At 70.7% G+C, this 19,398-nt stretch carries 22 protein-coding genes and 1 pseudogene; 8 read left to right on the top strand and 15 right to left on the bottom strand.

Going from position 1 to position 19,398, the window contains the following annotated elements:
- Window positions 1-124: 124 nt before the first annotated feature.
- Window positions 125-322: pseudogene (locus A3G1_RS0121470) on the top strand (hypothetical protein); the annotation flags it as partial.
- Window positions 323-384: 62 nt separating this feature from the next.
- Here A3G1_RS0121470 and A3G1_RS0121465 read toward each other — a convergent pair.
- From A3G1_RS0121465 to A3G1_RS0121450, 4 genes are read right to left on the bottom strand one after another with little or no spacing between them, the layout of a single operon-like run.
- Window positions 385-1,539, bottom strand: coding sequence for a DUF1501 domain-containing protein (locus tag A3G1_RS0121465; protein WP_026212370.1), 1,155 nt, complete (start codon window positions 1,537-1,539; stop codon window positions 385-387).
- Between the two features lies 1 nt (window position 1,540).
- Window positions 1,541-2,674 carry a DUF1800 domain-containing protein gene (locus A3G1_RS0121460; protein WP_018351545.1) on the bottom strand — a complete coding sequence of 378 codons (1,134 nt, stop codon included), beginning with the start codon at window positions 2,672-2,674 and terminating at the stop codon, window positions 1,541-1,543.
- Between the two features lie 50 nt (window positions 2,675-2,724).
- Entirely contained in the window at window positions 2,725-3,516 is a 792-nt protein-coding gene (locus A3G1_RS0121455; protein ID WP_018351544.1) for an enoyl-CoA hydratase-related protein, read from the bottom strand.
- Between the two features lie 20 nt (window positions 3,517-3,536).
- Window positions 3,537-4,325 (bottom strand): PaaX family transcriptional regulator, encoded by a 789-nt coding sequence (locus A3G1_RS0121450; RefSeq protein ID WP_018351543.1) that lies wholly within the window; start codon window positions 4,323-4,325, stop codon window positions 3,537-3,539.
- Window positions 4,326-4,498: 173 nt separating this feature from the next.
- Between A3G1_RS0121450 and A3G1_RS39750 the strand changes: the two genes are divergently transcribed.
- Together A3G1_RS39750 and A3G1_RS0121440 are read left to right on the top strand one after the other, a co-directional pair.
- Window positions 4,499-4,666, top strand: coding sequence for a DUF3117 domain-containing protein (locus A3G1_RS39750; protein WP_018351542.1), 168 nt, complete (start codon window positions 4,499-4,501; stop codon window positions 4,664-4,666).
- A 121-nt stretch (window positions 4,667-4,787) separates the two neighbouring features.
- Window positions 4,788-6,209 carry a leucyl aminopeptidase family protein gene (locus tag A3G1_RS0121440; RefSeq protein ID WP_018351541.1) on the top strand — a complete coding sequence of 474 codons (1,422 nt, stop codon included), beginning with the start codon at window positions 4,788-4,790 and terminating at the stop codon, window positions 6,207-6,209.
- A gap of 350 nt (window positions 6,210-6,559) precedes the next feature.
- Here the strand turns inward: A3G1_RS0121440 and A3G1_RS0121435 are convergent, their stop codons facing one another.
- A complete protein-coding gene (locus A3G1_RS0121435; protein ID WP_026212368.1) occupies window positions 6,560-7,147 on the bottom strand; it encodes an O-methyltransferase in 588 nt (195 codons plus the stop codon).
- A 427-nt stretch (window positions 7,148-7,574) separates the two neighbouring features.
- Here A3G1_RS0121435 and A3G1_RS0121430 point away from each other — a divergent pair, with 427 nt between their 5' ends.
- Together A3G1_RS0121430 and A3G1_RS0121425 are read left to right on the top strand one after the other, a co-directional pair.
- Window positions 7,575-8,636: a S1C family serine protease gene (locus A3G1_RS0121430; protein ID WP_018351539.1), complete on the top strand. Its 1,062-nt coding sequence runs from the start codon at window positions 7,575-7,577 to the stop codon at window positions 8,634-8,636.
- Between the two features lie 128 nt (window positions 8,637-8,764).
- Window positions 8,765-9,151, top strand: coding sequence for a Sec-independent protein translocase subunit TatB (locus A3G1_RS0121425; RefSeq protein WP_018351538.1), 387 nt, complete (start codon window positions 8,765-8,767; stop codon window positions 9,149-9,151).
- Window positions 9,152-9,300: 149 nt separating this feature from the next.
- Here the strand turns inward: A3G1_RS0121425 and A3G1_RS0121420 are convergent, their stop codons facing one another.
- The gene (locus A3G1_RS0121420; protein ID WP_026212367.1) at window positions 9,301-10,446 is read right to left on the bottom strand and encodes an Mrp/NBP35 family ATP-binding protein; all 1,146 of its coding nucleotides are present in this window, start codon (window positions 10,444-10,446) and stop codon (window positions 9,301-9,303) included.
- Between the two features lie 78 nt (window positions 10,447-10,524).
- On the opposite strand from A3G1_RS0121420, the gene A3G1_RS0121415 reads away from it, so the two are divergent.
- Window positions 10,525-11,082 (top strand): GNAT family N-acetyltransferase, encoded by a 558-nt coding sequence (locus A3G1_RS0121415; RefSeq protein WP_018351536.1) that lies wholly within the window; start codon window positions 10,525-10,527, stop codon window positions 11,080-11,082.
- Here A3G1_RS0121415 and A3G1_RS0121410 read toward each other — a convergent pair.
- The 6 genes from A3G1_RS0121410 to A3G1_RS0121385 form a co-directional block, all read right to left on the bottom strand.
- Window positions 11,079-11,837: a hypothetical protein gene (locus A3G1_RS0121410; RefSeq protein WP_018351535.1), complete on the bottom strand. Its 759-nt coding sequence runs from the start codon at window positions 11,835-11,837 to the stop codon at window positions 11,079-11,081. The genes A3G1_RS0121415 and A3G1_RS0121410 overlap by 4 nt on opposite strands.
- Before the next feature lie 61 nt (window positions 11,838-11,898).
- Window positions 11,899-12,435, bottom strand: coding sequence for a DUF1003 domain-containing protein (locus A3G1_RS0121405; protein ID WP_018351534.1), 537 nt, complete (start codon window positions 12,433-12,435; stop codon window positions 11,899-11,901).
- Window positions 12,428-13,669 (bottom strand): magnesium transporter MgtE N-terminal domain-containing protein, encoded by a 1,242-nt coding sequence (locus A3G1_RS36025; RefSeq protein ID WP_051110628.1) that lies wholly within the window; start codon window positions 13,667-13,669, stop codon window positions 12,428-12,430. The genes A3G1_RS0121405 and A3G1_RS36025 overlap by 8 nt, the downstream gene beginning before the upstream one ends.
- A 65-nt stretch (window positions 13,670-13,734) precedes the next feature.
- Entirely contained in the window at window positions 13,735-14,250 is a 516-nt protein-coding gene (locus tag A3G1_RS0121395) for a hypothetical protein (protein ID WP_018351532.1), read from the bottom strand.
- Window positions 14,247-14,915 carry an HAD family hydrolase gene (locus tag A3G1_RS0121390; RefSeq protein ID WP_026212365.1) on the bottom strand — a complete coding sequence of 223 codons (669 nt, stop codon included), beginning with the start codon at window positions 14,913-14,915 and terminating at the stop codon, window positions 14,247-14,249. The genes A3G1_RS0121395 and A3G1_RS0121390 overlap by 4 nt, the downstream gene beginning before the upstream one ends.
- A 34-nt stretch (window positions 14,916-14,949) precedes the next feature.
- Window positions 14,950-15,828, bottom strand: a complete 879-nt coding sequence (locus tag A3G1_RS0121385) for a DMT family transporter (RefSeq protein ID WP_018351530.1) — start codon at window positions 15,826-15,828, stop codon at window positions 14,950-14,952.
- Window positions 15,829-15,962: 134 nt separating this feature from the next.
- Here A3G1_RS0121385 and A3G1_RS0121380 point away from each other — a divergent pair, with 134 nt between their 5' ends.
- Window positions 15,963-16,919 (top strand): HpcH/HpaI aldolase/citrate lyase family protein, encoded by a 957-nt coding sequence (locus A3G1_RS0121380; protein ID WP_026212364.1) that lies wholly within the window; start codon window positions 15,963-15,965, stop codon window positions 16,917-16,919.
- A 51-nt stretch (window positions 16,920-16,970) separates the two neighbouring features.
- On the opposite strand, the gene A3G1_RS36020 is transcribed toward A3G1_RS0121380, so the two are convergent.
- Entirely contained in the window at window positions 16,971-17,333 is a 363-nt protein-coding gene (locus A3G1_RS36020) for a DUF4190 domain-containing protein (protein ID WP_018351528.1), read from the bottom strand.
- A 9-nt stretch (window positions 17,334-17,342) separates the two neighbouring features.
- Window positions 17,343-17,687, bottom strand: a complete 345-nt coding sequence (locus tag A3G1_RS36015) for a DUF4190 domain-containing protein (protein ID WP_018351527.1) — start codon at window positions 17,685-17,687, stop codon at window positions 17,343-17,345.
- Window positions 17,688-17,900: 213 nt separating this feature from the next.
- Between A3G1_RS36015 and A3G1_RS0121365 the strand changes: the two genes are divergently transcribed.
- Complete coding sequence (locus A3G1_RS0121365; protein WP_018351526.1) at window positions 17,901-18,713, top strand: SDR family NAD(P)-dependent oxidoreductase; 813 nt, start codon at window positions 17,901-17,903, stop codon at window positions 18,711-18,713.
- Between the two features lie 61 nt (window positions 18,714-18,774).
- On the opposite strand, the gene A3G1_RS0121360 is transcribed toward A3G1_RS0121365, so the two are convergent.
- Window positions 18,775-19,236 (bottom strand): DUF4190 domain-containing protein, encoded by a 462-nt coding sequence (locus A3G1_RS0121360; protein ID WP_018351525.1) that lies wholly within the window; start codon window positions 19,234-19,236, stop codon window positions 18,775-18,777.
- Window positions 19,237-19,398: the final 162 nt, after the last annotated feature.

Here is a 19,398-nt window from a genome sequence, read left to right as displayed (position 1 = left end):
GGCAGGTGCCCCTTCCGTCCAGTCCTGCCGAGTCTATCGACGTACGCAAATGATTGTCGCGCCAGCGCCGTTCACCCGCAGATCAGTGCAGGTGAACGCGTACTAGAGTGAGATCATGCGTTCCTGGCTGGTAAGTGTCGACCTGCCCATCGAGGCCGAGTCCCCGGCCGAGGCGGTCGCCCAGTTCTGGACATACCTCCAGCAGCTCGGCCCGGCCGAACTCCCGGCCTTCGTGTCCCCGGCCGACGACGAACTCGCGATGGCGGCCTACGTCCTGGGCGAGAACGCCGAAGAAGTGAACCTGGACCCCGAAGAGGAATAACCAGCCGGCCCTCGCCACCCTGGTTTGACCTTCGCTCTTGATCTAAGGCGGTCGGCACAACCTCAGAACAGGCCGGGGACGCGGCCCTGCCAGCCGTTGAGCACTTTGCCCGGGTCCGTGTTTAGCACCGAGCTGAGCAGGCTGCCGTAGATGTCCCGGAAGTCCGTGGTCGCCTTCAGGTCGCCCCGGTCGAGGTCGGTGAGGCTGGGCTGCTGGCCGAAGAAGCCGCCGTTGCCGCCGATCACGAAGGCCGGCCCGGCTGTGCCGTGGTCGGTACCGTCGGAGCCGTTGCCCCGCACCCGCCGCCCGAACTCCGAGTAGACCAGGACCACGGCGCCGGGTACCCGGGCGGCGAACGCGCTGACCGCCGCGTCCACCTCTCCGAGCAGGCGTTCCGAAGCGGCCTTCTCGACGGCGTGGGTGTCGAAGCCGCCGAGGCTGACCGAGTACACCCTGGCCTGCGCCCCGGCCTCGATGCACCGGGCCGTCATGTCGAGCTGGGCTGCGAGCGGCCCCTGCTCGTGCTCGGCGTCCTCGCCTGGTTCGTCGGTGTCGACCGACACGGCGAGCTTCCGGACGGCGAGCAGGTCGGTGTAGGAGGCCGACACCCGGTCGCGCAGCGAGGGCCCACCCGGCCCGGCCAGCCCTGTCACCAGCGACGTCGACGTGAAGCCCTTGAGCGGCACCGAGCCACCGGCCACTGTGGAGCCTGCGAGCAGCGGTGGCAGTACCGGTTCGAAGGAGATCGCGTCGAGCGGCCCGCCCTTGGTCGCGTCGAGCCACCGGCCGAGCCAGCCCGTGTCCACCGGACTGTCCGGCGAACCGGTCTGCCAGATGTCCATCGAGCTGAAGTGGCTCCGGTTGGGCTTCGGGTACCCGGCGCCGCGGACGATCGCGAGTTTCCCCGCGTCCCACAGCTTCTTGAAGCCCAACATCTTCGGGTTGAGCCCGAGGCCGGAGCCGAGCGTCAGCGTCTCGGTGTAGGCGAGGTCGGGCCGTGCGGCGTGGTACGCCTTGTCGGTGTACGGGATCACGGTGTTCAGGCCGTCGTTGCCGCCGTACAGGGTCACGACGACCAGTGGCCGTCCACCGAGGACTCTGCCCTCGGGGGTCTCGAAGAGCGACGACAGGGCGATGGTCGAGCCGCCGGCCGCGAGGGCACCGGCCCCCACCACGCCACTCGCCAGCAGGAACCGGCGCCGGGTCACGGAATCCACGTCACACCACCAGGTACTCGGGGCTGATCAGGCCGAGGGTGACCAGCTGCTTCACGTCGCGGTCGGCTGCCGACAGCGCGGCACGGGTGCGGTCGGTCCAGGCGCCGACGGCGAGGAGCTTCGCGAGGCGGTCCGGCCGCTCCTTCGCTGGTACCGAGGAAAGATCTGTCTTCGCGGCGTCGGCGATCGCGGCAGCGACCTGGAGCCTGGCCTGCGCCGCGGAGGTGGTCAGCCACGCGGCGCCCGAGGGCCAGCCGCCAACGTTCGGCGGCGCGAACGGCACCTGCCCCAGGTCGGTCAGGCCGCGCAGCAGCTCCATCTTCGGCTGGACGCCGAGCTGCCGCATCGCGCTCACCGCCCAGTCGATCGGCGGCCGGACGACCTCGCCGCCCAGATTCGACCAGATTTCGCGCAGCGAGCCGCCCGCGCCGCCGTAGTAGGCACCGAGCTGCCCGGCCACGTGCTTCGCGCACGCCGGCTGGGCGAGCAGATGGTCCACAAGGGACTGTGCCGTGAACTGGCTGGTCTTCCCGAGCACGGTCGCCGCGCCGTCGTCGTGCCGCTTCGGGTCCAGGGTGGCCGTCATCGCCGCCCGGTCGACCCGCCAGCCGGTCAGCACCCGGGCGGCTTCCAGAACATCGTCCTCGGAGTAGTTGCCCACGCCCAGCGTGAACAGCTCCAGCAGCTCCCTGGCGAGATTCTCGTTCGGGGCCTTCTTCGTGTTCTGCTGGGCGTCGAGCCAGACCAGGAGGGCCGGATCGGCCACCATCGCCCGGCTCAGCGCGCCGAAGTCATGGGCGTGCGCGCGGAAGGTCTGCTGCTGCCTGGCCATCAGCGCCGGCCCAGCCTTGCGGATGCTCGTCGCCCAGTGACCGTGCCAGAACAAAACCAGTTTCTCGTACCCGGGGGAGGGGCTCGACACCATCTGCCCCACCCACCACAGCGCGAGCTGCCGGCGTTCCTCCTTCTGCCTGGCCCGGTCGGCCCGCGGATCGAGCGCCGGATACGTCACGGCGGGACCGGGCTGGAGCAGGGCTGCGAGCGTCGCGTCGAAGCCGGCCAGCTCGGCTGCGGCCAGCTCGTCGGGGCGGGGGCCGAAGGAGACCCGGCGGAGCAACCGCGCGATGTCCGTCATGCCGGGGACGGTAGGCCCCCACCCTGTGAGATTCCTATGAGGAAGCTTGCTTACCGGCCGGTGAAGACCGGCTTCTCCTTGGCGACGAAGGCAGCCGTGGACGCCCGGTGGTCCTCGGTCCGGCCGCAGATCGCCTGAGCCTCAGCCTCCACGGCCAGCGAGTCGGCCAGGCCGGACGCTGTGGCGATGGACAGCTGCCGCTTGATCGCGCCGTACGCGGTCGTCGGCCCCTGCGCCAGCCGCACCGCCAGCTCACGGGCCACCGGCAGCACGTCGGCGTCGTCCTCGACGAGCTTCGTCAGCAGGCCCAGCGACAGCAGTTCCTGCGCGCCCACAGGCTCGGCCAGCAGCAGCAACTCGGTGGCCTTGGCGTGCCCGACCATCCGGGGCAGGATCCACGACGCGCCGGTGTCGGCAGCCAGCCCGACCTTCGCGAAGGCCATCAGCATGCTCGTCTTCGGCCCGCCGACCCGGAAGTCGGCCAGCAGGGCCAGCGAGGCCCCGGCACCGGCCGCCGAGCCGTTCACCGCGGCGATGACCGGCTTCGGCAGCGAAGCCAGCCGCTGCGCGATCGGGTTGTAGTGCTCGTGGACGGTCTGGAGCGGGTTGGCGGACCCGCTGGCCAGCGTCGCGGCGTGCTCCCGGAGATCCTGGCCGGCGCAGAAGGCCTTGCCGGACCCGGTCAGCAGCACAGCCCGCACGTCCTTGTCCGCGCTCACCTGGGCCAGCGCGTCCCGCAGCGCCTCCTTGAGCGCCACGTCCAGCGAGTTGTACGCCTCCGGGCGGTTGAGGGTCAGGGTCGCGACGCCGTCGGCGTACTCGACCAGCAGCGGGTCGGCCATGTTCACTCCTGTGTGCTCGTTCAGTCTTCGCTCAGACACGTGTCCACGAACCTATCGGCCGCCGGGCGCAGCCTGCCGGCGTGCCGGTCGAAGAACGCCGCGGCCGTGGCTCCGGCCCAGCGCTCGGGCAGCAGCGCCGGTGGCAGCTGCGGATCCTGGAACAGGAAGGTACGCCAGGCGTGCACCAGCCGGAACCGCGCGGCGTACGCCACCTCGTCGCTCACCTCGGCGGCCAGCCGCACGATCGGCTGCTGGGCCGCGATGAACTCCGCGTACGCCTCGCCCAGCGCCTCCAGGTCCCACGCCCGCCGGACCAGCGCCGCGGCGCCCCCGGCCCCCGCGAAGTGCTCGGCGGTGAACCGCTCGTACCTGACGCCGGTATCGGTCAGCAGCGCGTCGATCTCCGGGGCCGGCCGGGGAGACAGCCAGGTCCCGCCGTCCAGCGCCCCGTACCCGAGGAAGGCCAGGTCTGCCGCGATCTTGTTCCGCTCGGCCCGCTCAGTGGGAAGTGTCACCACGATGAGGTCGAACTTGCCGTCCCAGCCGAGGCGTTCTGTCCGATAGATCCGGGCTGCCGCGTCGTCGAGCCGCCTGACCGCTTTCAGGGTGAGCCGGTAGCCCGCGCCGTCCGGTAACTTGACAGGCTGGAGCCAGCCTTGCCTGACCATGCGGGACACGGCTGTCCGCACCGCTGGGGCCGCTATGCCGAGCGGTGCGAGAAGACGGACGAGGGCCGCGACCGGGGCGGCGCCACCCCGTGGCCGGAGGTGATCGCCGTACAGATCGAAGAGCGCCGAGCGCGCTTGCACCCGAAAGAGTGTGACAGTTAAGCCCCAAAAAATCCAAACTTCTGTCACATTCTTGCGGCGGCGGTTTGGGATCAGGGGCGGTTATCAGGGAAAATCATTGGTTGGCGCGTGCGTTGACTCATGAAGATCAACTACATGTGCGGTTGTATGCGGCTTGATTGAGGGGAGACAGCATGGCGGCCATGAAGCCGCGGACGGGCGACGGTCCGCTGGAGGTCACCAAGGAAGGTCGGGGCATCGTGATGCGCGTCCCGCTGGAGGGTGGCGGCAGGCTCGTTGTGGAGATGACTCCTGACGAGGCCAAGGGTCTCGGGGAGGCACTGCGGGAAGTGGTGGGCTAGTCCCCCCTCTGTGTAGCCGTGCCCGCCGGGTGCCGGTCGCCGATACGTCGGCTGACCTGGTCCCGGGCGGGCACGGCTCGTTGTAGTCTCAAGATCAATAATCGGGGCACCAGGAGGCACAGTGCAGCTCGACATCCGTCTCACCGCCGACCGTGGCACGCCGGAGGCGCTCGCGCTGCCCGTGTTCCCGGAGCAGGAAGGGCAGTTCGACGAAGAGCTGACCGCGTTCCTGGAGCAGGCGGAGCACAAGGGCAAGGCCGGTGAGACGGCGGCACTGCCGAGGCCGCTGGGTACCCCGCGCAAGACTTATCTGATCGGTGTCGGCGAGGGCGGCGAGGCCGGGTGGCGGGCCTTCGGTGCCGCTCTGACCCGGGCTGCCAGCCGGGAGACATCCGTCACGGTCGGGCTGCCGGCCGGGCTGACCACCGCGGAGCTGTCGGGGCTGGCCGAGGGGCTGCGGCTCGCGGCGTACAGGTTCCGTGCCGTGCCGCTGTCCGAGGACAAGGCGCCCAAGCTGGCCGAGGTGATCCTGGCCGGTGAGGCGGACGAGCAGGCCGTGCAGGCCGGCATCGTGACGGCCGAGGTGACCCTGGCCGCCCGCGACTGGGTCAACACGCATTCGGGCGAGAAGACCCCGGAGTGGCTGGCTGAGCAGTTCCGCGCCGCGGCTGAGGCCGTCGGCGGCGTCGACGTGAAGATCTGGGAGCCCGGTCAGCTCGCCGACGAGGGCTTCGGCGGCATCCTGGCCGTCGGCGGCGGCTCGACCCGTGGCCCGCGCCTGGTCCAGCTGACCTGGGCGCCGGAGGGCGCGACCCAGCACGTCGTCCTGGTCGGCAAGGGCATCACGTTCGACACCGGCGGCATCTCCATCAAGCCGGCCGCGGCCATGCTGCTCATGCGCAAGGACATGGGCGGCGCGGCTGCCGTCGCGGCCGCCGTGCTCGGTGCCGCGCGGCTCAAGCTGCCGGTCAAGATCACCGTCCTCACCCCGCTCGCGGAGAACGCGGTCAGCGAGTCGGCCTTCCGGCCCGGCGACATCGTGACCCACTGGGGCGGCGGCACGACCGAGATCCTGAACACCGACGCCGAGGGCCGGGTCGTGCTGGCCGACGCCCTCGCGTACGCGGCTGCGAACCTCAGCCCCGACTACCTGATCGACCTGGCCACCCTGACCGGCGCCCAGAACGTCTCGCTCGGCAAGAAGACCGCTGCGCTGTTCAGCGACGCCCCGGATCTCGCCAAGGCGCTGACCGAGGCCGGCGAGCAGGTCGGCGAGCGCATGTGGCAGCTCCCGCTCCCGGCGGACTACGTGGACGACCTGCGCAGCGACGTCGCCGACTGGGTCAACTCGACCGAGGTCGGCGCCGGTACCGTGATGGCGGCCCTGTACCTGCGCGAGTACGCGGGCGCCGCCCGTGACCGCTGGGCACACCTCGACATGTCCTCTGTCGCCTGGACGGAGGGCGCCGACAAGGAGTTCTCCAAGGGCGCGACCGGCTGGGGCACCCGGATGCTGATCCGCTGGCTGAGCACCCTGGCCTAGAGCCTTGCTTGAAGAGCCCCGTCCCGGGTCACGGGACGGGGCTCTTTCACAGCTCCAGCCGTGGCGCGCCGTAGAAGGAAGCGCAGGCTGCGCAGCAGGTCGGACACCGGCGTCTTGATGTGCCGGACCTGACTGATCCCGACGCCCATCGGTACTCCCATCCTCGGGTTCTCTCGCCAGAGCCCGACCGTACCGGGGGCTGGGCTACCCGGCCGCCGCGTAACCCGTGTCGCGAGAGTGCTTGTGTCAGCCCGGGTCCGCAAGGCCGCCCACGACGCCTCGTCCGCTGGTACCCCGTCAGCGCCGGCGTCCTGGACGGCACACGGCTAGCTGGGGCCCGGGTCCAGGCCCTAACGCTTGACGGCCACCAGGAGCCCGTCGCCGACCGGCAGCAGGGCCGGGATCCAGTCAGGAGCCTCACGCAGCCACTTGACCGTCTCGCGTACCGCGAGGGTCTCGCTGTCCCGCGCCGCCGGGTCGAGCACCCGCCCGCCCCACAGCGCGTTGTCGAGGGCGAGCACCCCGCCCGGGCGGAGCAGCCGCTGCGCCTCGGCGACGTACTGCGGGTACTCGTACTTCTCGCCGTCCACAAAGACCAGATCGTAGGCCGCGTCGGCGAGCCGGGGCAGCACCTCCAGCGCCCGGCCGGTGATCAGGCGGGCGCGCCCGGGCGGGAAACCGGCCTCGAGGAACGCCTGCCGCGCGTACCGCTGGTGCTCGGCCTCGGCGTCCATAGTGGTCAGCACGCCGTCGGGTCGCATCCCGCGCAGCAGCCACAGTCCACTCACGCCGGTCCCGGTACCGATCTCCACGACGGCCTTGGCGTGCGTGGCGGCTGCGAGCGCGCGCAGTGCCGACCCGCCGCCGGGCTGGATGGGTGTCAGGCCCAGCTCGCTGCCCCTGGCCCGGGCCTTGGCGAGCACACTGTCCTCTGGCACGTACGCCTCGGCGAACTCGCGGGCCTCCCTGGCGAGCTGGCGCTGCTGAGGTACACCGGAAAAGCCTCCGTCGGGTTCGGACGGGATGGGCGGACGGGGACCGCCCACAGACCTGTCGATGGCGCACCTCCTGTGGGATCTGTCCAAGCCTAGAGGGTTGGGGACAACCGGGGGGCCTGGACTGGACTCCGCGTGCGATGCTGGAGGCGATCGCGTCTGGAGGGGAGGAGCTGGGGTGCCGCATCTTTCCGGATCTGCGCAGCAGAATGGGGCGAATTTCCCGGAATCGCCGTGGTGGTCGGACGCACCGAACGACCCCTGGCGTAACCCGGCCACACCGGCCGTCGTCGTCCTCCACCCGCAACCCTCGGTGCCGCAGCTCGAACCGCCGGCCCCGCCCCGCCCGGCAGGCCGCGCGGGGCTCAGCATGGTGCTCACCGTCGCTGTCGTGTCGGCACTGCTGGCCGGCGCGCTGGGCGGTGCCTTCGGCTACGTGTTCGCCGCCAGGAACGGCGCGGGCAGCGGCCCGCTCGTCGGCCAGGTCGACAACAAGCCGGCCCCGGTCACCAACCGGGCGCCCGAGTCGCTGGCGGCCACGGTCAAGAAGGTCCTGCCGAGCCTGGTGACCGTCCGGGCACAGGACACCAAGGTGCAGAGCACCGGTTCCGGGTTCATCATCACGCCCGACGGTTACATCGTGACGAACGAGCACGTGGTGTCCGGGGTGAAGGAAGGCAAGTACACGGTCGCCTTCGATGACGGTACCGAGACGCCAGCCAAGCTGGTCGGCAAGGACGTCGAGTCCGACATCGCCGTCCTCAAGGCCGACCGGACCGGGCTCACCCCGATCATGTTCGGAGACTCGGACAAGCTCGCGGTCGGCGACCCGGTCCTGGCGCTCGGCACGCCGCTCGGCCAGGACAAGACCGTCACCTACGGCATCGTCAGCGCCCTCGACCGGGCCAGGCCCTCGCCGTCCAGCGACGGGCAGGCCGGCTCGTACTTCGCGGCGATCCAGACCGACGCCGCGATCAACCACGGCAACTCCGGCGGCCCGCTCGTCGACGCCGGCGGCCGGGTCATCGGCGTCAACGAGCAGATCATCACGGCCAGCAAGGAAGAGAAGCCCGGCACGGCCGGCAACGTCGGCATCGGCTTCGCCGTCCCGATCAACCAGGCCAGGCGGGTGGCGACCGAGATCATGCAATCCGGTACCGCGCGGCGGACCGTGATCGGCGCGAACCTCGACACCGGCTACAACGGGCCCGGCGCCAAGCTCACCGGTACCGCCGACAGCGGGCCAGCGGCCAAGGCCGGGCTGAAGACCGGCGACGTCATCACCGTCTTCAACGGCCGGCTCGTCGAGGGCGGGCCGGACATCATCGCGCAGATCCGCAAGCTGCCACCCGGCTCGGTCGTGACGATCGAGTACAGACGGGACGGCGCCAAGCAGACCGGGCAGCTCACCCTCACCGCCGACACGAAGTAGTCAGGCTGCTGCTGGCGGCCGTACACCACGGGCGGGTACGGTGGCGCCTGGTACCTGAGGGCGCAGCCGCAGCGTCGCGCCGCCCCGGGTGCGGACGTGACAGATCGCGTAGTGCGTGGGGAGCAGCGATGTTCGAGAACCTCGGCTGGCCCGAGATCATCCTGCTCGTCCTGGTCGGGTTGTTCATCTTCGGCCCGGAGAAGCTGCCGAAGGCGATCAGCGACGGCATGCGCTTCATCCGCAACGTCCGGCAGATGGCCGCCAACGCGACCTCAGACCTGGGCCGCGAGATGGGCAAGGACATCCAGCTCGAGGACCTGCACCCGAAGACGTTCATCCGCAAGCACGTGCTGAGCGACGAGGACCAGTCGCTGTTCCGCAACCAGGCCGAGGACCTCAAGCGCGAGCTGAACGAGGCGCTGCGCGACCCCCGCAAGGACCCGTCCTGGGAAGCCCCGGCCCCAGTCGCCGAACAGTCTCCCGTGCGTCGCCGCTTCGACACCGAAGCAACGTGACGATCGGGTTCTCCTGAGCTTTCGCTCTTGATCTGACCTGAGGTGGCCCGCTGAGGGCGGATCTGGCAAGCAACGAGAAGACCCGCATACCGGTGTTGTATGCGGGTCTTCTCGTTGCGCAGTCCAGATTCGTTCTCAGCGGGTCGGCACTACCGAGAAGGCTTCAAGCTCAAGGGCTTGCCGACGAGGCTTTCGCGGCGGATCGCGAGCTTGTCGGCGACCGCGCGGAGTGCCTTGCCTGCCGGGCTGTCCGGCGTGGCCAGGACGGCGGGCTGGCCGATGTCGCCGCCCTCGCGGACACCGGTGTCGAGCGGGATCTGGCCGAGCATCGGTACCGGGGCGCCAATGATCTTGGTGAGGGCCTCGGAGACCTGCTGGCCGCCGCCCGTGCCGAACACGTCCATCTTCGAGCCGTCCGGCAGCTCCAGCCACGACATGTTCTCGATGACGCCGACGATGCGCTGGTGGGTCTGGAGGGCGATCGCCCCGGCCCGCTCCGCGACCTCGGCCGCAGCTGCCTGCGGGGTGGTGATCACGATGATCTCCGAGTTCGGCAGGAGCTGCGCGACGGAGATCGCGATGTCGCCGGTGCCGGGCGGCAGGTCGAGGAGGAGGACGTCGAGGTCGCCCCAGTACACGTCGGCGAGGAACTGCTGGAGTGCCCGGTGCAGCATCGGCCCGCGCCAGACGACGGCGGCGTTGCCCTGGGTGAACATGCCGATCGAGATCACCTTCACGCCGTGCGCCTGCGGCGGCATGATCATGTCCTCGACCTGGGTCGGGCGGCCGTCGGCGCCGAGCATGCGGGGCACGGAGTGGCCGTAGATGTCCGCGTCGACCACGCCGACCGACAGGCCCTTGGCCGCGAGCGCGGCTGCCAGGTTCACCGTGACGCTGGACTTGCCGACGCCGCCCTTGCCGGAGGCGATCGCGTACACCCTGGTGCGAGAGCTGGGCTGGGCGAAGGGGATCACCGGCTCGGCGGCGGCCCCGCCCCGCAGGGTGGTCTGGAGGGCCTTGCGCTGCTCGTCGGTCATCACGCCGAACTCGACAGCCACGGCGCTGACCCCGCCGACCGCGCTGACGGCGGCGGTGATGTCCGAGGTGAGCTTGTCCTTGAGCGGGCAGCCGGCCACGGTCAGGTCGATGCCGACGGTCACCAGGCCGGCGGCGGAAACCACGACCTCACGGACCATGCCGAGGTCGGTGATCGGCCGGCGGATCTCCGGGTCGTTGACGGTGGCGAGCGCCGCGCGGATCGCGGACTCGAGCTCGGTAACGGCAGGGGCAGACATGCTCATAATGTACGTCGCCCGGCCGGCGGCCCACTTCACCGGTGCTCCGAAACACACGCCGCTCGCTACTGTTGGCCGATGCTGAGCCCCGAGTACCCGATTGTCACGCCCCGGCTCCTCCTCCGCCCCTTCGCCCCGGCCGACGTGGCCGGCGTCCACGCTTTCGAATCGCTGCCCGAGGTGCACCGGTACCTGTACTCCGAGCCGCGTGACCTGGCCGCCGTCGAGGAGCTGGTCGCCAGGCGGGCCGCCGGCACCGCCCTCCGGGAACCGGACGACTACCTGAGCCTCGTCGTCGAGCTGAAGGAGACGGGTGCCGTGATCGGTCACGTCCTCCTGCACTGGGTCAGCGCCGAGCACCGTCAGGGCGAGGTCGGGTACGTGTTCAGCCCGGCATACGCTGGCCAGGGGTACGCGACGGAGGCGGCGGAGCCGATGCTCCGGCTGGGCTTCGACGGCCTCGGCCTGCACCGGATCGTCGGCAGGCTGGACGGCCGCAACACGCCGTCGGCCCGGCTGCTCGAACGGCTGGGCATGCGCCGCGAGGCTCACCTCGTCCAGAACGAGTTCGTCAAGGGCGAGTGGACCGACGAGGTCGTCTACGCGATGCTCGCCTCGGAGTGGGCCGCGCGCTAGCGGGAGGCCGACGGGGTCGGCGTCGGGGCCAGGGGAGTAGGCGTCGGCGACTTGCTGGGCGTGGGCGACGGTACCGGTGACGGGCTCGGCGTCGGGGACACCGGAGCCGGCGACGGTGCCGGAGTGTCCGGTGTGGACGGATGGCTCGGCTGGGGTGACGGGCTCTGGCCGGGTTCGGGCTCGTCGGGTACCGGCTGGGGCTTTTCTTCTTTCTGCTGCCCGCCGCCGCCGAACAGTGTCGTCTGGCGTCTGTCCCCGCCGAACAGGGTGGACAGCGACTCGCCGGCGGCGACCTCGACCACCGTGATCCCGGTCAGCGCGATCCCGAAGAACACGGCGGCACTGGCCGCGATCACCGCCCACCTGGGCCGCTTGCGCACCGGAGCCGCCGGGACGTACAGCGTCCCGCGTGGGACGCGCGCCATGCCGACCGCACCGCCCGGCGTCGTGACGGCCTCGGTCAGGTCCCCTGGCACCGTGGCCGTCTCTTCCGGGTCGGCTGCCGGGGTGACCAGGGTCGGGGCCTGCCCGCGGGCCTGCTGGATGCGGTCCTTGGCCCGGTTGAGCGAGTGGCTGTAGAGGGCGCTGCCGACGGCCGCGACGATGCTGCCCAGGGCCGCGCCGGTCAGGGTGCCGGCCACGCCCAGCCAGGAGGCGGCGAAGGCCGCTGACACGGCGGCCAGGCAGCCCGCCAGCAGCTGGACGGCGTTGATCTCCAGCCGCTTGGGTTCCCTGGTCTCCTTGGTCTCGGGCATCCAGCAAGAATGCCCAGCTCACCGGCCCGGCCGGGCCCAGAGGCCCCCAGATGTGGGCGAGCTAACCCTGCTTGTCCCGCTTCCCCTTCTCCGTACGCTCGGTGACTTCCTCCACCAGCCGGGACAGCTCGGCGCGGACGAAGTCCCGCGTGGCCACCTCGCCGAGCGCGATCCGCAGCGAGGCGATCTCGCGGGCCAGGTACTCCGTGTCGGCCTTCTGGGCCGCCGCGCGCCGCCGGTCCTCGTCGGCCGTCAGCCGGTCGCGGTCGGCCTGGCGGTTCTGCGCGAGCAGGATCAGCGGGGCCGCGTAGGAAGCCTGCGTGGAGAAGAACAGGTTGAGCAGGATGAACGGGTACGGGTCCCAGTGCAGCCCCCATATCCCGACAACGTTGATCACCACCCAGGCGATCACGAACACCGTCATGTAGAAGATGAACCGCGCGGTACCCATGAACCGGGCGAACGTCTCGGCGAAGCTCCCGAACACCTCCGCGTCGAACCGCGGCATCCGCCACCCGCGCTCGGCCGGCTGGTCGAGCCGTGAGCCCGGATCCCGCCGGCCTGCTGGTTCGGCCCGCCGCCCGCGTCCCTCAGCCATGCCGCTCACGGTCACGCCAGTCGGAGGGCAGCAGGTGGTCGAGCAGGTCGTCGACGGTGACCGCGCCGAGCAGCCGGCCGGCGTCGTCCACGACCGGCATGGCGACCAGGTTGTACGTGGCCATCCGCCGGGTCACTTCCAGGATCGGTGTCTCCGGGGTCAGCGGGTCGATGTCGTTGTCGACGATCCCGCCCACGAGGTCGGCGGGCGGCTCGCGGAGCAGCGACTGGAAGTGGGCGACACCCAGGTACTTGCCGGTCGGCGTCAGCGTGGGCGACCGGGTGACGAAGACCTGCGCCGCGATGGCCGGGGCGAGCTGCTGCACCCGGATCATCGCCAGTGCCTCGGCGATCGAGGTGTCCGGCGTCAGCACCACCGGCTCGCTCGTCATCAGCGACCCGGCCGTACCGGGGGAGTACTCGAGCAGCTGGCGGACCGGCTGGGCCTCCTCCGGCTCCATCAGCCCGAGCAGCTCGGCCTGGTCGGGCTCGGGGAGCTCGTGCAGCAGGTCGGCGGCGTCGTCGGGGTCCATCTCCTCCAGGACGTCCGCAGCGCGTTCCTTGTCGAGCGCGGTGAGGATCTCCACCTGGTCGTGCTCGGGGAGTTCCTGGAGGACGTCGGCGAGCCGCTCGTCGTTGAGGGCGGCGGCCACGTCGAAGCGGCGGCGCTCGTCGAGGTCCTGGAGCACGTTCGCCACGTCGGCGGCGCGCATGTTGTCCATTGTGGCGATCAGCGCGTCCGTGCCCTGCTCGTGCGGGGTGCCGGTCAGCCCGGGTACCTCGGCCCAGTCGAGCTGGACCAGGTTGCCCCGGCGGCTGAGCCTGCCGGTGTACTCGCGGACGGCGACCCTGCTCAGCAGCCAGTCGCCGGTACGGGCCTTCTCCATCGCGACGTCGACCACAGTGGCCTTGCGCCCGTCGGGGAGCACGACCCGCCGGTCGAGCAGCTCCTCGATGACCAGCAGCTCACCGGTCCGCTTGGCGAACCGGCGCAGGCTGAGCGTGCCGGTGGACAGCACGACGGCGTCGGCGTCCATCACGGTCACCCGGCCCATCGGGATGAAGATCCGCCGGACGGCCGGGATCTCGGAGATCAGGCCGAGGACGCGGGAGGGCTGGCCGTCCGTGCGGGCACGCGCCAGCACGTCCCGGACCCGGCCGACCTGGTCGCCGTTCGGGTCGAAGACGGCGATGCCTGCCAGCCGGGCGACGTACACCCTGCTCGCCACTGTCATGATCCCCAGCGTAGTGCTGGCCGCCCCGGGCCGTTCGGCGAACCACACCGGACGGATGCCGGCCCTCAGTGGCGGCGCTTCACGCGGTGCAGCCGGAACGGCGTCTTCGTCCGGCGGGACACGCCGCCGCCCGGTGCCTCGGCCGCGCCCGACTCGTCGGTGAGCGCGATGGTCGTACCGGTCGGCGTCAGCCGGGTCAGCACACAGGTCTCCGCCCAGCGCCCGGCCGTGTCCTCGGCCGAGGGCAGGTTGAGCCGCTTGGCGGCCAGCTGCGGGGCGATCGCCTCCCATGCCTCGGTACCCGGCCGGACGGCCTCGGCCCGCGCCTGCCAGGTGATGATCCGCCCGCCGTGGTCGCCACGCAGCGTGACCGTGACCCCGTGCGCCTCGGCGAGCCCGGGAGCCGGCTGCTCGCCCGGGCCGCTGATCACGTACAGCGAGCCCTCCGACCACAGGCACCACACGGCGCCGCCCGGGGCGAGCCACGCGACGGCAGCCTTCTTGGCCGCCTCCTCGATCAGCGGGTCGAGGGCTGGGGCTGCGGGGGCTGGGGCTTCCGGCGCGGCATCCGGCTCAGTCATGCGTCACAGTGTGCCAGTACCTCGGCCAGCCCGGTGACGACCGGCCCCTGCCAGCCCGTCTCCGCGTTGTAGGACAGGTGCCCGGGTACGAGCAGCCGGACGGCGCGCATCCCGGCGGCCAGCGCCCCGGTCAGCTCGTTGCTGCCGCCGTCGCCGACGTAGAGGCAGTCCTCGGGTGCCACGTCGAGAGCCTCGCAGGCCGTCTTGTACATGAGCTGGTCGGGTTTGCAGAGCCCCATCGCGTACGAGAAGACGGTCGCGTCGAAGTACCGCGACACCTCCAGCTCCGGCCACAGCTGCGGCAGCTCGTTGGTGCAGTCGCTGACCAGGGCGAGCCGGAGCCCGCGTTCCCGCAGGGCTGCCAGGGTGGGCAGGGTGTCGTCCCGGAGCTGGGCGTCGTGCCGCAGCACCTCGAGGCGGGCCGCGCAGGCCGCCTCGACCTGGGCCGGGCTGGCGGTCACGCCGAGCAGGCCGGCGAGGAAGCGGATGACGTCGGGCAGCTCGCCTATCGAGCCGGTGGCCCGGGAGTAGAAGGTCTCACCGAGCACTGTGTCCAGTGCCTGCGGGGTGACGCCGAGGATGGCGGCCACCCTGGCGTGTTCCGTACCTCGGCTGACAGGACGGGTCAGAGTACCGAAAAAGTCGAAAACGACGGCAAGGGGCATGGAAGGTAAGCCTAGCCAGCTGGTGAACTCCGCGTTATCGGCCAGCCGACCGCCCGCTGAGCACCACCACGGCGATCCCGCCGACCAGGAGTACGAGGCCGGGTAGTGCGAGCAGCCCGGGTACCTGGCCGAGCCAGGCCCAGCCGAGCAGCGCCGCGCCCGGTACCTCCAGCAGGATCAGCACCGACAGGACGTGCGCCTGCACCCGCTTGAGCGCGAAGTTGAACAGCGAGTGCCCGAGCAGCTGCGGCCCGGCCGTCAGCGCCACGAGCAGCAGCCACGTCGAGGCTGTGTACCCGGTGAGCTGCACGTTCCACAGGAGACAGACGGCGAGCAGTACCGCCCCGCACACCCCGTAACAGAGCAGCGTGTAACTCGTCGTGCTCACCTCGGCCCGCACCCGCTCGCCGAAGGTCACGTACACCGCGGCGAACAGGCCGCCGAGCAGCGCCAGCCCGTCACCCGCGAGCGCTTCGGCGGAGCCGTTGAGGTCGGCGCCGGTGGCCAGCACCGCCCCCAGTACAGCGAAGGAAATGCCCAGCCACATCGCACGCCCGAGCTTCTGACCCCGGGCGAAGGCGAACAGGCCCGTCCAGATGGGCTGCGTCGTGGCCAGCGCGGTCGCGGTCGCCACGGAGGTCATGGTCGCGCTGGGCACCCAGGTCGCGAAGTGAGCGGCGAGCGCGACACCCGCCAGCACGCAGAGCAGCACCGCCCGCCGGTCGAGCCCGCGCAGCTCCTCGCGCCGCACCACCCCGGCCACTGGGGCCAGCACACCCACCGCCATCGCGTTGCGCCAGAATGCGATGGCCAGGGCGGGTGCAGCGGCTGCGGCGATCATCGGCCCGGAGGCCGACACGGCGACGATCCCGACGGCCAGTGCGGCGTAGGTGGGCAGATGCGGCTTGGTCACCCCCTATTTTTGGTACCGGGGGCGGGGCCGATGCGTGGCGATGTGCTATTTCCCACAGGGCTGTTCTGCGCGCATCGAGCGCGGCGCTACCCTCCCGCTATTACTACTCGGTAACCAGAGAGCGAGACACAACAATGGGTGCACACGGACGTCCTCGCCGGTCCTGCCTCGCCGTGCCGGGCTCGAGCACCAAGATGCTCGGCAAGGCCCAGGGCCTGCCCGCCGACCAGGTCTTCCTGGACCTGGAGGACTCGGTGGCCCCGCTCGCCAAGGCCGAGGCGCGCAAGAACGTCGTCGCGGCGCTGACCGAGGGCGACTGGGCGGGCAAGACCCGCGTCGTCCGGGTCAACGACCTCACCACCCAGTGGACGTACCGGGACGTGATCGACATCGTGGAGGGGGCCGGCGGCCACCTCGACGCGATCATGCTGCCGAAGGTCCAGTACGCCGCGCACGTCCAGTGGCTCGACCTGCTGCTCACCCAGCTGGAGAAGACCCTCGGCCTGCCGGTCGGCGAGATCGGCATCGAGGCCCAGATCGAGAACGCCCGTGGCCTGGTCAACGTGGACGAGATCGCGGCAGCCTCGCCCCGCGTCGAGACCATCATCTTCGGGCCGGCCGACTTCATGGCCTCGATCAACATGAAGTCCCTCGTGGTCGGCGAGCAGCCGCCCGGCTACGACGTCGGCGACGCCTACCACTACACCCTGTCCCGCCTGCTGATGGCGGCCCGCGCCAACGACCTCCAGGTCATCGACGGGCCGTACCTCCAGATCCGCGACGTGGACGGCTTCCGCCGGGTGGCCGGCCGTTCCGCCGCCCTCGGCTACGACGGCAAGTGGGTGCTGCACCCGGGTCAGATCGAGGCCGCCAACGAGCTGTTCTCCCCGGCGCAGGGGGACTACGACCACGCGGAGCTGATCCTCGACGCGTACGAGTACTACACCTCCGAGGCTGGCGGCCGGCTCGGCGCGGTCATGCTCGGCGACGAGATGATCGACGAGGCGTCCCGGAAGATGGCCCTGGTCATCGCGGGCAAGGGCCGGGCGGCCGGCCTGAGCCGGACCACGTCCTTCACCCCGCCAGCCTGACGACGGGAAAAGAGAGCGGCCCGCCTCGGGCCGCTCTCTACCGGACAGACCCTAGTCCCAGTCGTAGTCGTCGTCGTACGAGCTGGAGTCGCCGTAGTTGATGCCGATGTAGATCAGCACGGCGTACACCACGACGATCAGCAGGAAGATGCCGAAGCTGATCCAGCCGATGATGATGCCGGCCAGCGCGAAGCCGTCACCCTGCTCGCCGCGCTCCTTGACCTGCCGCTTGGCGACGTGGCCCATGATCGCGCCGACGATGCCGGGCAGGCCGGCACAGAAGGCGATCGCGACGATCGAGACGATCATCGAGGCGATGGCCAGGCCGTTGGTGCGGGGCGGGGCGGCGTAGTACCCGTACGGCGGGTACGGCTGGCCGGAGACCGGCTGCTGGGGGTCGTACGGGTACGTCATGGTCGCCTCTCACCAATCCGGGTGGTCACCCATGTTGTCCATCTCGTCCTGCATCTGGTCCCACTCGGTCCAGAACTTCAGGATCAGCGTCCCGAACAGGAGCAGGATGACGGCGCTGATCACGAATATCACCCAGCCGATGATCGCACCAGACAGCGCGAGGCCCTCGCCCTGCTCGTTGCGCTGCCGGATCTGCCGCTGCGCGACGTGACCCATGATCGCTCCGGCGATGCCGAGCAGCCCGCCCACGCCGGTGACGCAGGTGAGGATCACGCTGATCGCCGACGTGACCAGCGAGGCGATGGCCATCGTGTTGTACCTGGCCGGAGGCGGCCCGTAGGGCTGGTAACTCATTCCAGTGATGGTGAGGCACCGGCCAGCGGAGCGTGATCCCCTTTTCGTGTCGCCCGGCAGCGATTTCGGTAACAATGGCCTCCCTGTAACCCCCCGTTGCCCGGTAACCGCGCCGGGGCGGCGGGGCAATACGCCGCAAGTCTGATGTCACCGGCACACGACTCACCACCGTGGTGGTTGCCCGCGAACCCGCCGAGCAGGCAGGATCACGACATGGCAGTACAGCCCGCGGCCCTGGCGGCCACCGGACCATCCTTGGCGACCACCGACCGGCTCGACGGCAAGATCGCGCTCGTGACCGGGGCAGGCAGCCCGGACGGGATCGGCTTCGCCACCGCGGCCCGGCTCCGTGCGATGGGCGCAGAGGTCGGCATCGTCTCCACCACGAAACGCATCCACGAACGCAGCCAGGAGATCGGCGCGTACGGCTTCGTCGCCGACCTGACCGACGACGCGGAGGTGGCAGGCCTCGCCGACGCGGTCGCCGAGCAGCTGGGCGACGTCGACATCGTCGTGAACAACGCCGGCCTGGCGAGCAAGACGAGCCCGGAGGTGTTCCGCCCGGTCTCCCAGCTCACCTACTCCGAGTGGCGCGCGGAGATCGACCGGAACCTGAGCACGGCGTTCCTGGTCAGCCGGGCCTTCGTCGCCGGGATGACCGAGCGCGGCTGGGGCCGGGTGGTCAACGTGGCCGCCACGGCCGGCTATCTCAACGCGATGCCCGCGGAGGCCGCCTACGCGGCTGCCAAGGCCGGCGTGATCGGCCTGACCCGCGCGCTCGCCATGGAACTCGTCGCCGACGGCATCACGGTCAACGCCGTCGCGCCCGGCACCATCCGCACCGGGTCGTCCACTGTGGCGGAGCTGCGGCACGGGCTCGACACGCCGATGGCCCGGCCGGGCCTGCCGGAGGAGGTGGCCGCGGCGATCACGTTCTTCTGCATGCCGGCTTCCTCGTACGTCACCGGCCAGGTCCTGGTGGTCGACGGCGGCAACAGCGTCCGGGAAGCGGCCTACCACCGCTGAAACGCGACCGGGACCCCAGTGAACGGGGTCCCGGACTTCGCCGCAGCGGCTACAGCGATGCCTAGTACGAGCTGGTGTCCGCGCTGATCGCGGCCAGGATGCCGAAGCCGTAGCAGACGCAGGTCAGCACCCAGAGGCCCGTGAAGATGTAGCTGCACACCAGGCCGGCCGTCGCCAGGCCGTCGCCGTCCTCGCCGGTCTGCGCGATCTGCTTCTTGGCCATGTGGCCGAGCACGATGCCGACCGGGGCGAAGACGAACGCGAACACCAGGGAGAGGATCGCCATCGTGTTCGTGCCGCGCGCGGGCTGGGCATAGCCGTAGGGCTGCTGGGCGTAGGGCTGCTGGTAGCCGGGCGGCTGGCCGTAACCCTGCTGCTGGGCGTACGGGTCGTAGGGCGCCCCGGTGCTCGGCGGCGCGCTGTACGGCTGGTCGTACTGCGGGTAGCCGCCCTGGTCATAGCCGCTGGGCTGCCCGTAGCCGGGCTGCTGGGGGCTGTTCGGGTCGTGCGGCGGATATGCCATCTGAGATTTCCTCCCTCTCCCCGGCAGACGGTACCGGTACCGCGCCACCCTCGCATAGTCGGCGGACGGCTACGCGGAAGGCGGCTGCCGAGAGATCAGGCTCTATTCCAGGACACGGGGCGGCCCGGGGTGGTCGGATACAAGGCGTTACCCGCGTCACAT

The organism is Longispora albida DSM 44784, from assembly GCF_000379825.1.
GTDB lineage: Bacteria > Actinomycetota > Actinomycetes > Mycobacteriales > Micromonosporaceae > Longispora > Longispora albida.
The sequence above is the reverse complement of the archived record's forward strand: the minus strand, read 5'-3'. Positions and strand labels throughout refer to the sequence as shown.

What these genes read in the sequence shown, in the direction of transcription:
- A3G1_RS36015 (WP_018351527.1), bottom strand. Translation starts at nt 17,687, where the DNA reads ATGAGTTACCAGCCCTACGGGCCGCCTCCGGCCAGGTACAACACGATG.
- A3G1_RS0121380 (WP_026212364.1), top strand. Translation starts at nt 15,963, where the DNA reads ATGGGTGCACACGGACGTCCTCGCCGGTCCTGCCTCGCCGTGCCGGGC.
- A3G1_RS0121405 (WP_018351534.1), bottom strand. Translation starts at nt 12,435, where the DNA reads ATGGCTGAGGGACGCGGGCGGCGGGCCGAACCAGCAGGCCGGCGGGAT.
- A3G1_RS0121410 (WP_018351535.1), bottom strand. Translation starts at nt 11,837, where the DNA reads ATGCCCGAGACCAAGGAGACCAGGGAACCCAAGCGGCTGGAGATCAAC.
- A3G1_RS0121365 (WP_018351526.1), top strand. Translation starts at nt 17,901, where the DNA reads ATGGCAGTACAGCCCGCGGCCCTGGCGGCCACCGGACCATCCTTGGCG.
- A3G1_RS0121360 (WP_018351525.1), bottom strand. Translation starts at nt 19,236, where the DNA reads ATGGCATATCCGCCGCACGACCCGAACAGCCCCCAGCAGCCCGGCTAC.
- A3G1_RS0121455 (WP_018351544.1), bottom strand. Translation starts at nt 3,516, where the DNA reads ATGGCCGACCCGCTGCTGGTCGAGTACGCCGACGGCGTCGCGACCCTG.
- A3G1_RS0121420 (WP_026212367.1), bottom strand. Translation starts at nt 10,446, where the DNA reads ATGTCTGCCCCTGCCGTTACCGAGCTCGAGTCCGCGATCCGCGCGGCG.
- A3G1_RS39750 (WP_018351542.1), top strand. Translation starts at nt 4,499, where the DNA reads ATGGCGGCCATGAAGCCGCGGACGGGCGACGGTCCGCTGGAGGTCACC.
- A3G1_RS0121430 (WP_018351539.1), top strand. Translation starts at nt 7,575, where the DNA reads ATGGTGCTCACCGTCGCTGTCGTGTCGGCACTGCTGGCCGGCGCGCTG.
- A3G1_RS0121390 (WP_026212365.1), bottom strand. Translation starts at nt 14,915, where the DNA reads ATGCCCCTTGCCGTCGTTTTCGACTTTTTCGGTACTCTGACCCGTCCT.
- A3G1_RS0121425 (WP_018351538.1), top strand. Translation starts at nt 8,765, where the DNA reads ATGTTCGAGAACCTCGGCTGGCCCGAGATCATCCTGCTCGTCCTGGTC.
- A3G1_RS0121395 (WP_018351532.1), bottom strand. Translation starts at nt 14,250, where the DNA reads ATGACTGAGCCGGATGCCGCGCCGGAAGCCCCAGCCCCCGCAGCCCCA.
- A3G1_RS36025 (WP_051110628.1), bottom strand. Translation starts at nt 13,669, where the DNA reads ATGACAGTGGCGAGCAGGGTGTACGTCGCCCGGCTGGCAGGCATCGCC.
- A3G1_RS36020 (WP_018351528.1), bottom strand. Translation starts at nt 17,333, where the DNA reads ATGACGTACCCGTACGACCCCCAGCAGCCGGTCTCCGGCCAGCCGTAC.
- A3G1_RS0121460 (WP_018351545.1), bottom strand. Translation starts at nt 2,674, where the DNA reads ATGACGGACATCGCGCGGTTGCTCCGCCGGGTCTCCTTCGGCCCCCGC.
- A3G1_RS0121415 (WP_018351536.1), top strand. Translation starts at nt 10,525, where the DNA reads ATGCTGAGCCCCGAGTACCCGATTGTCACGCCCCGGCTCCTCCTCCGC.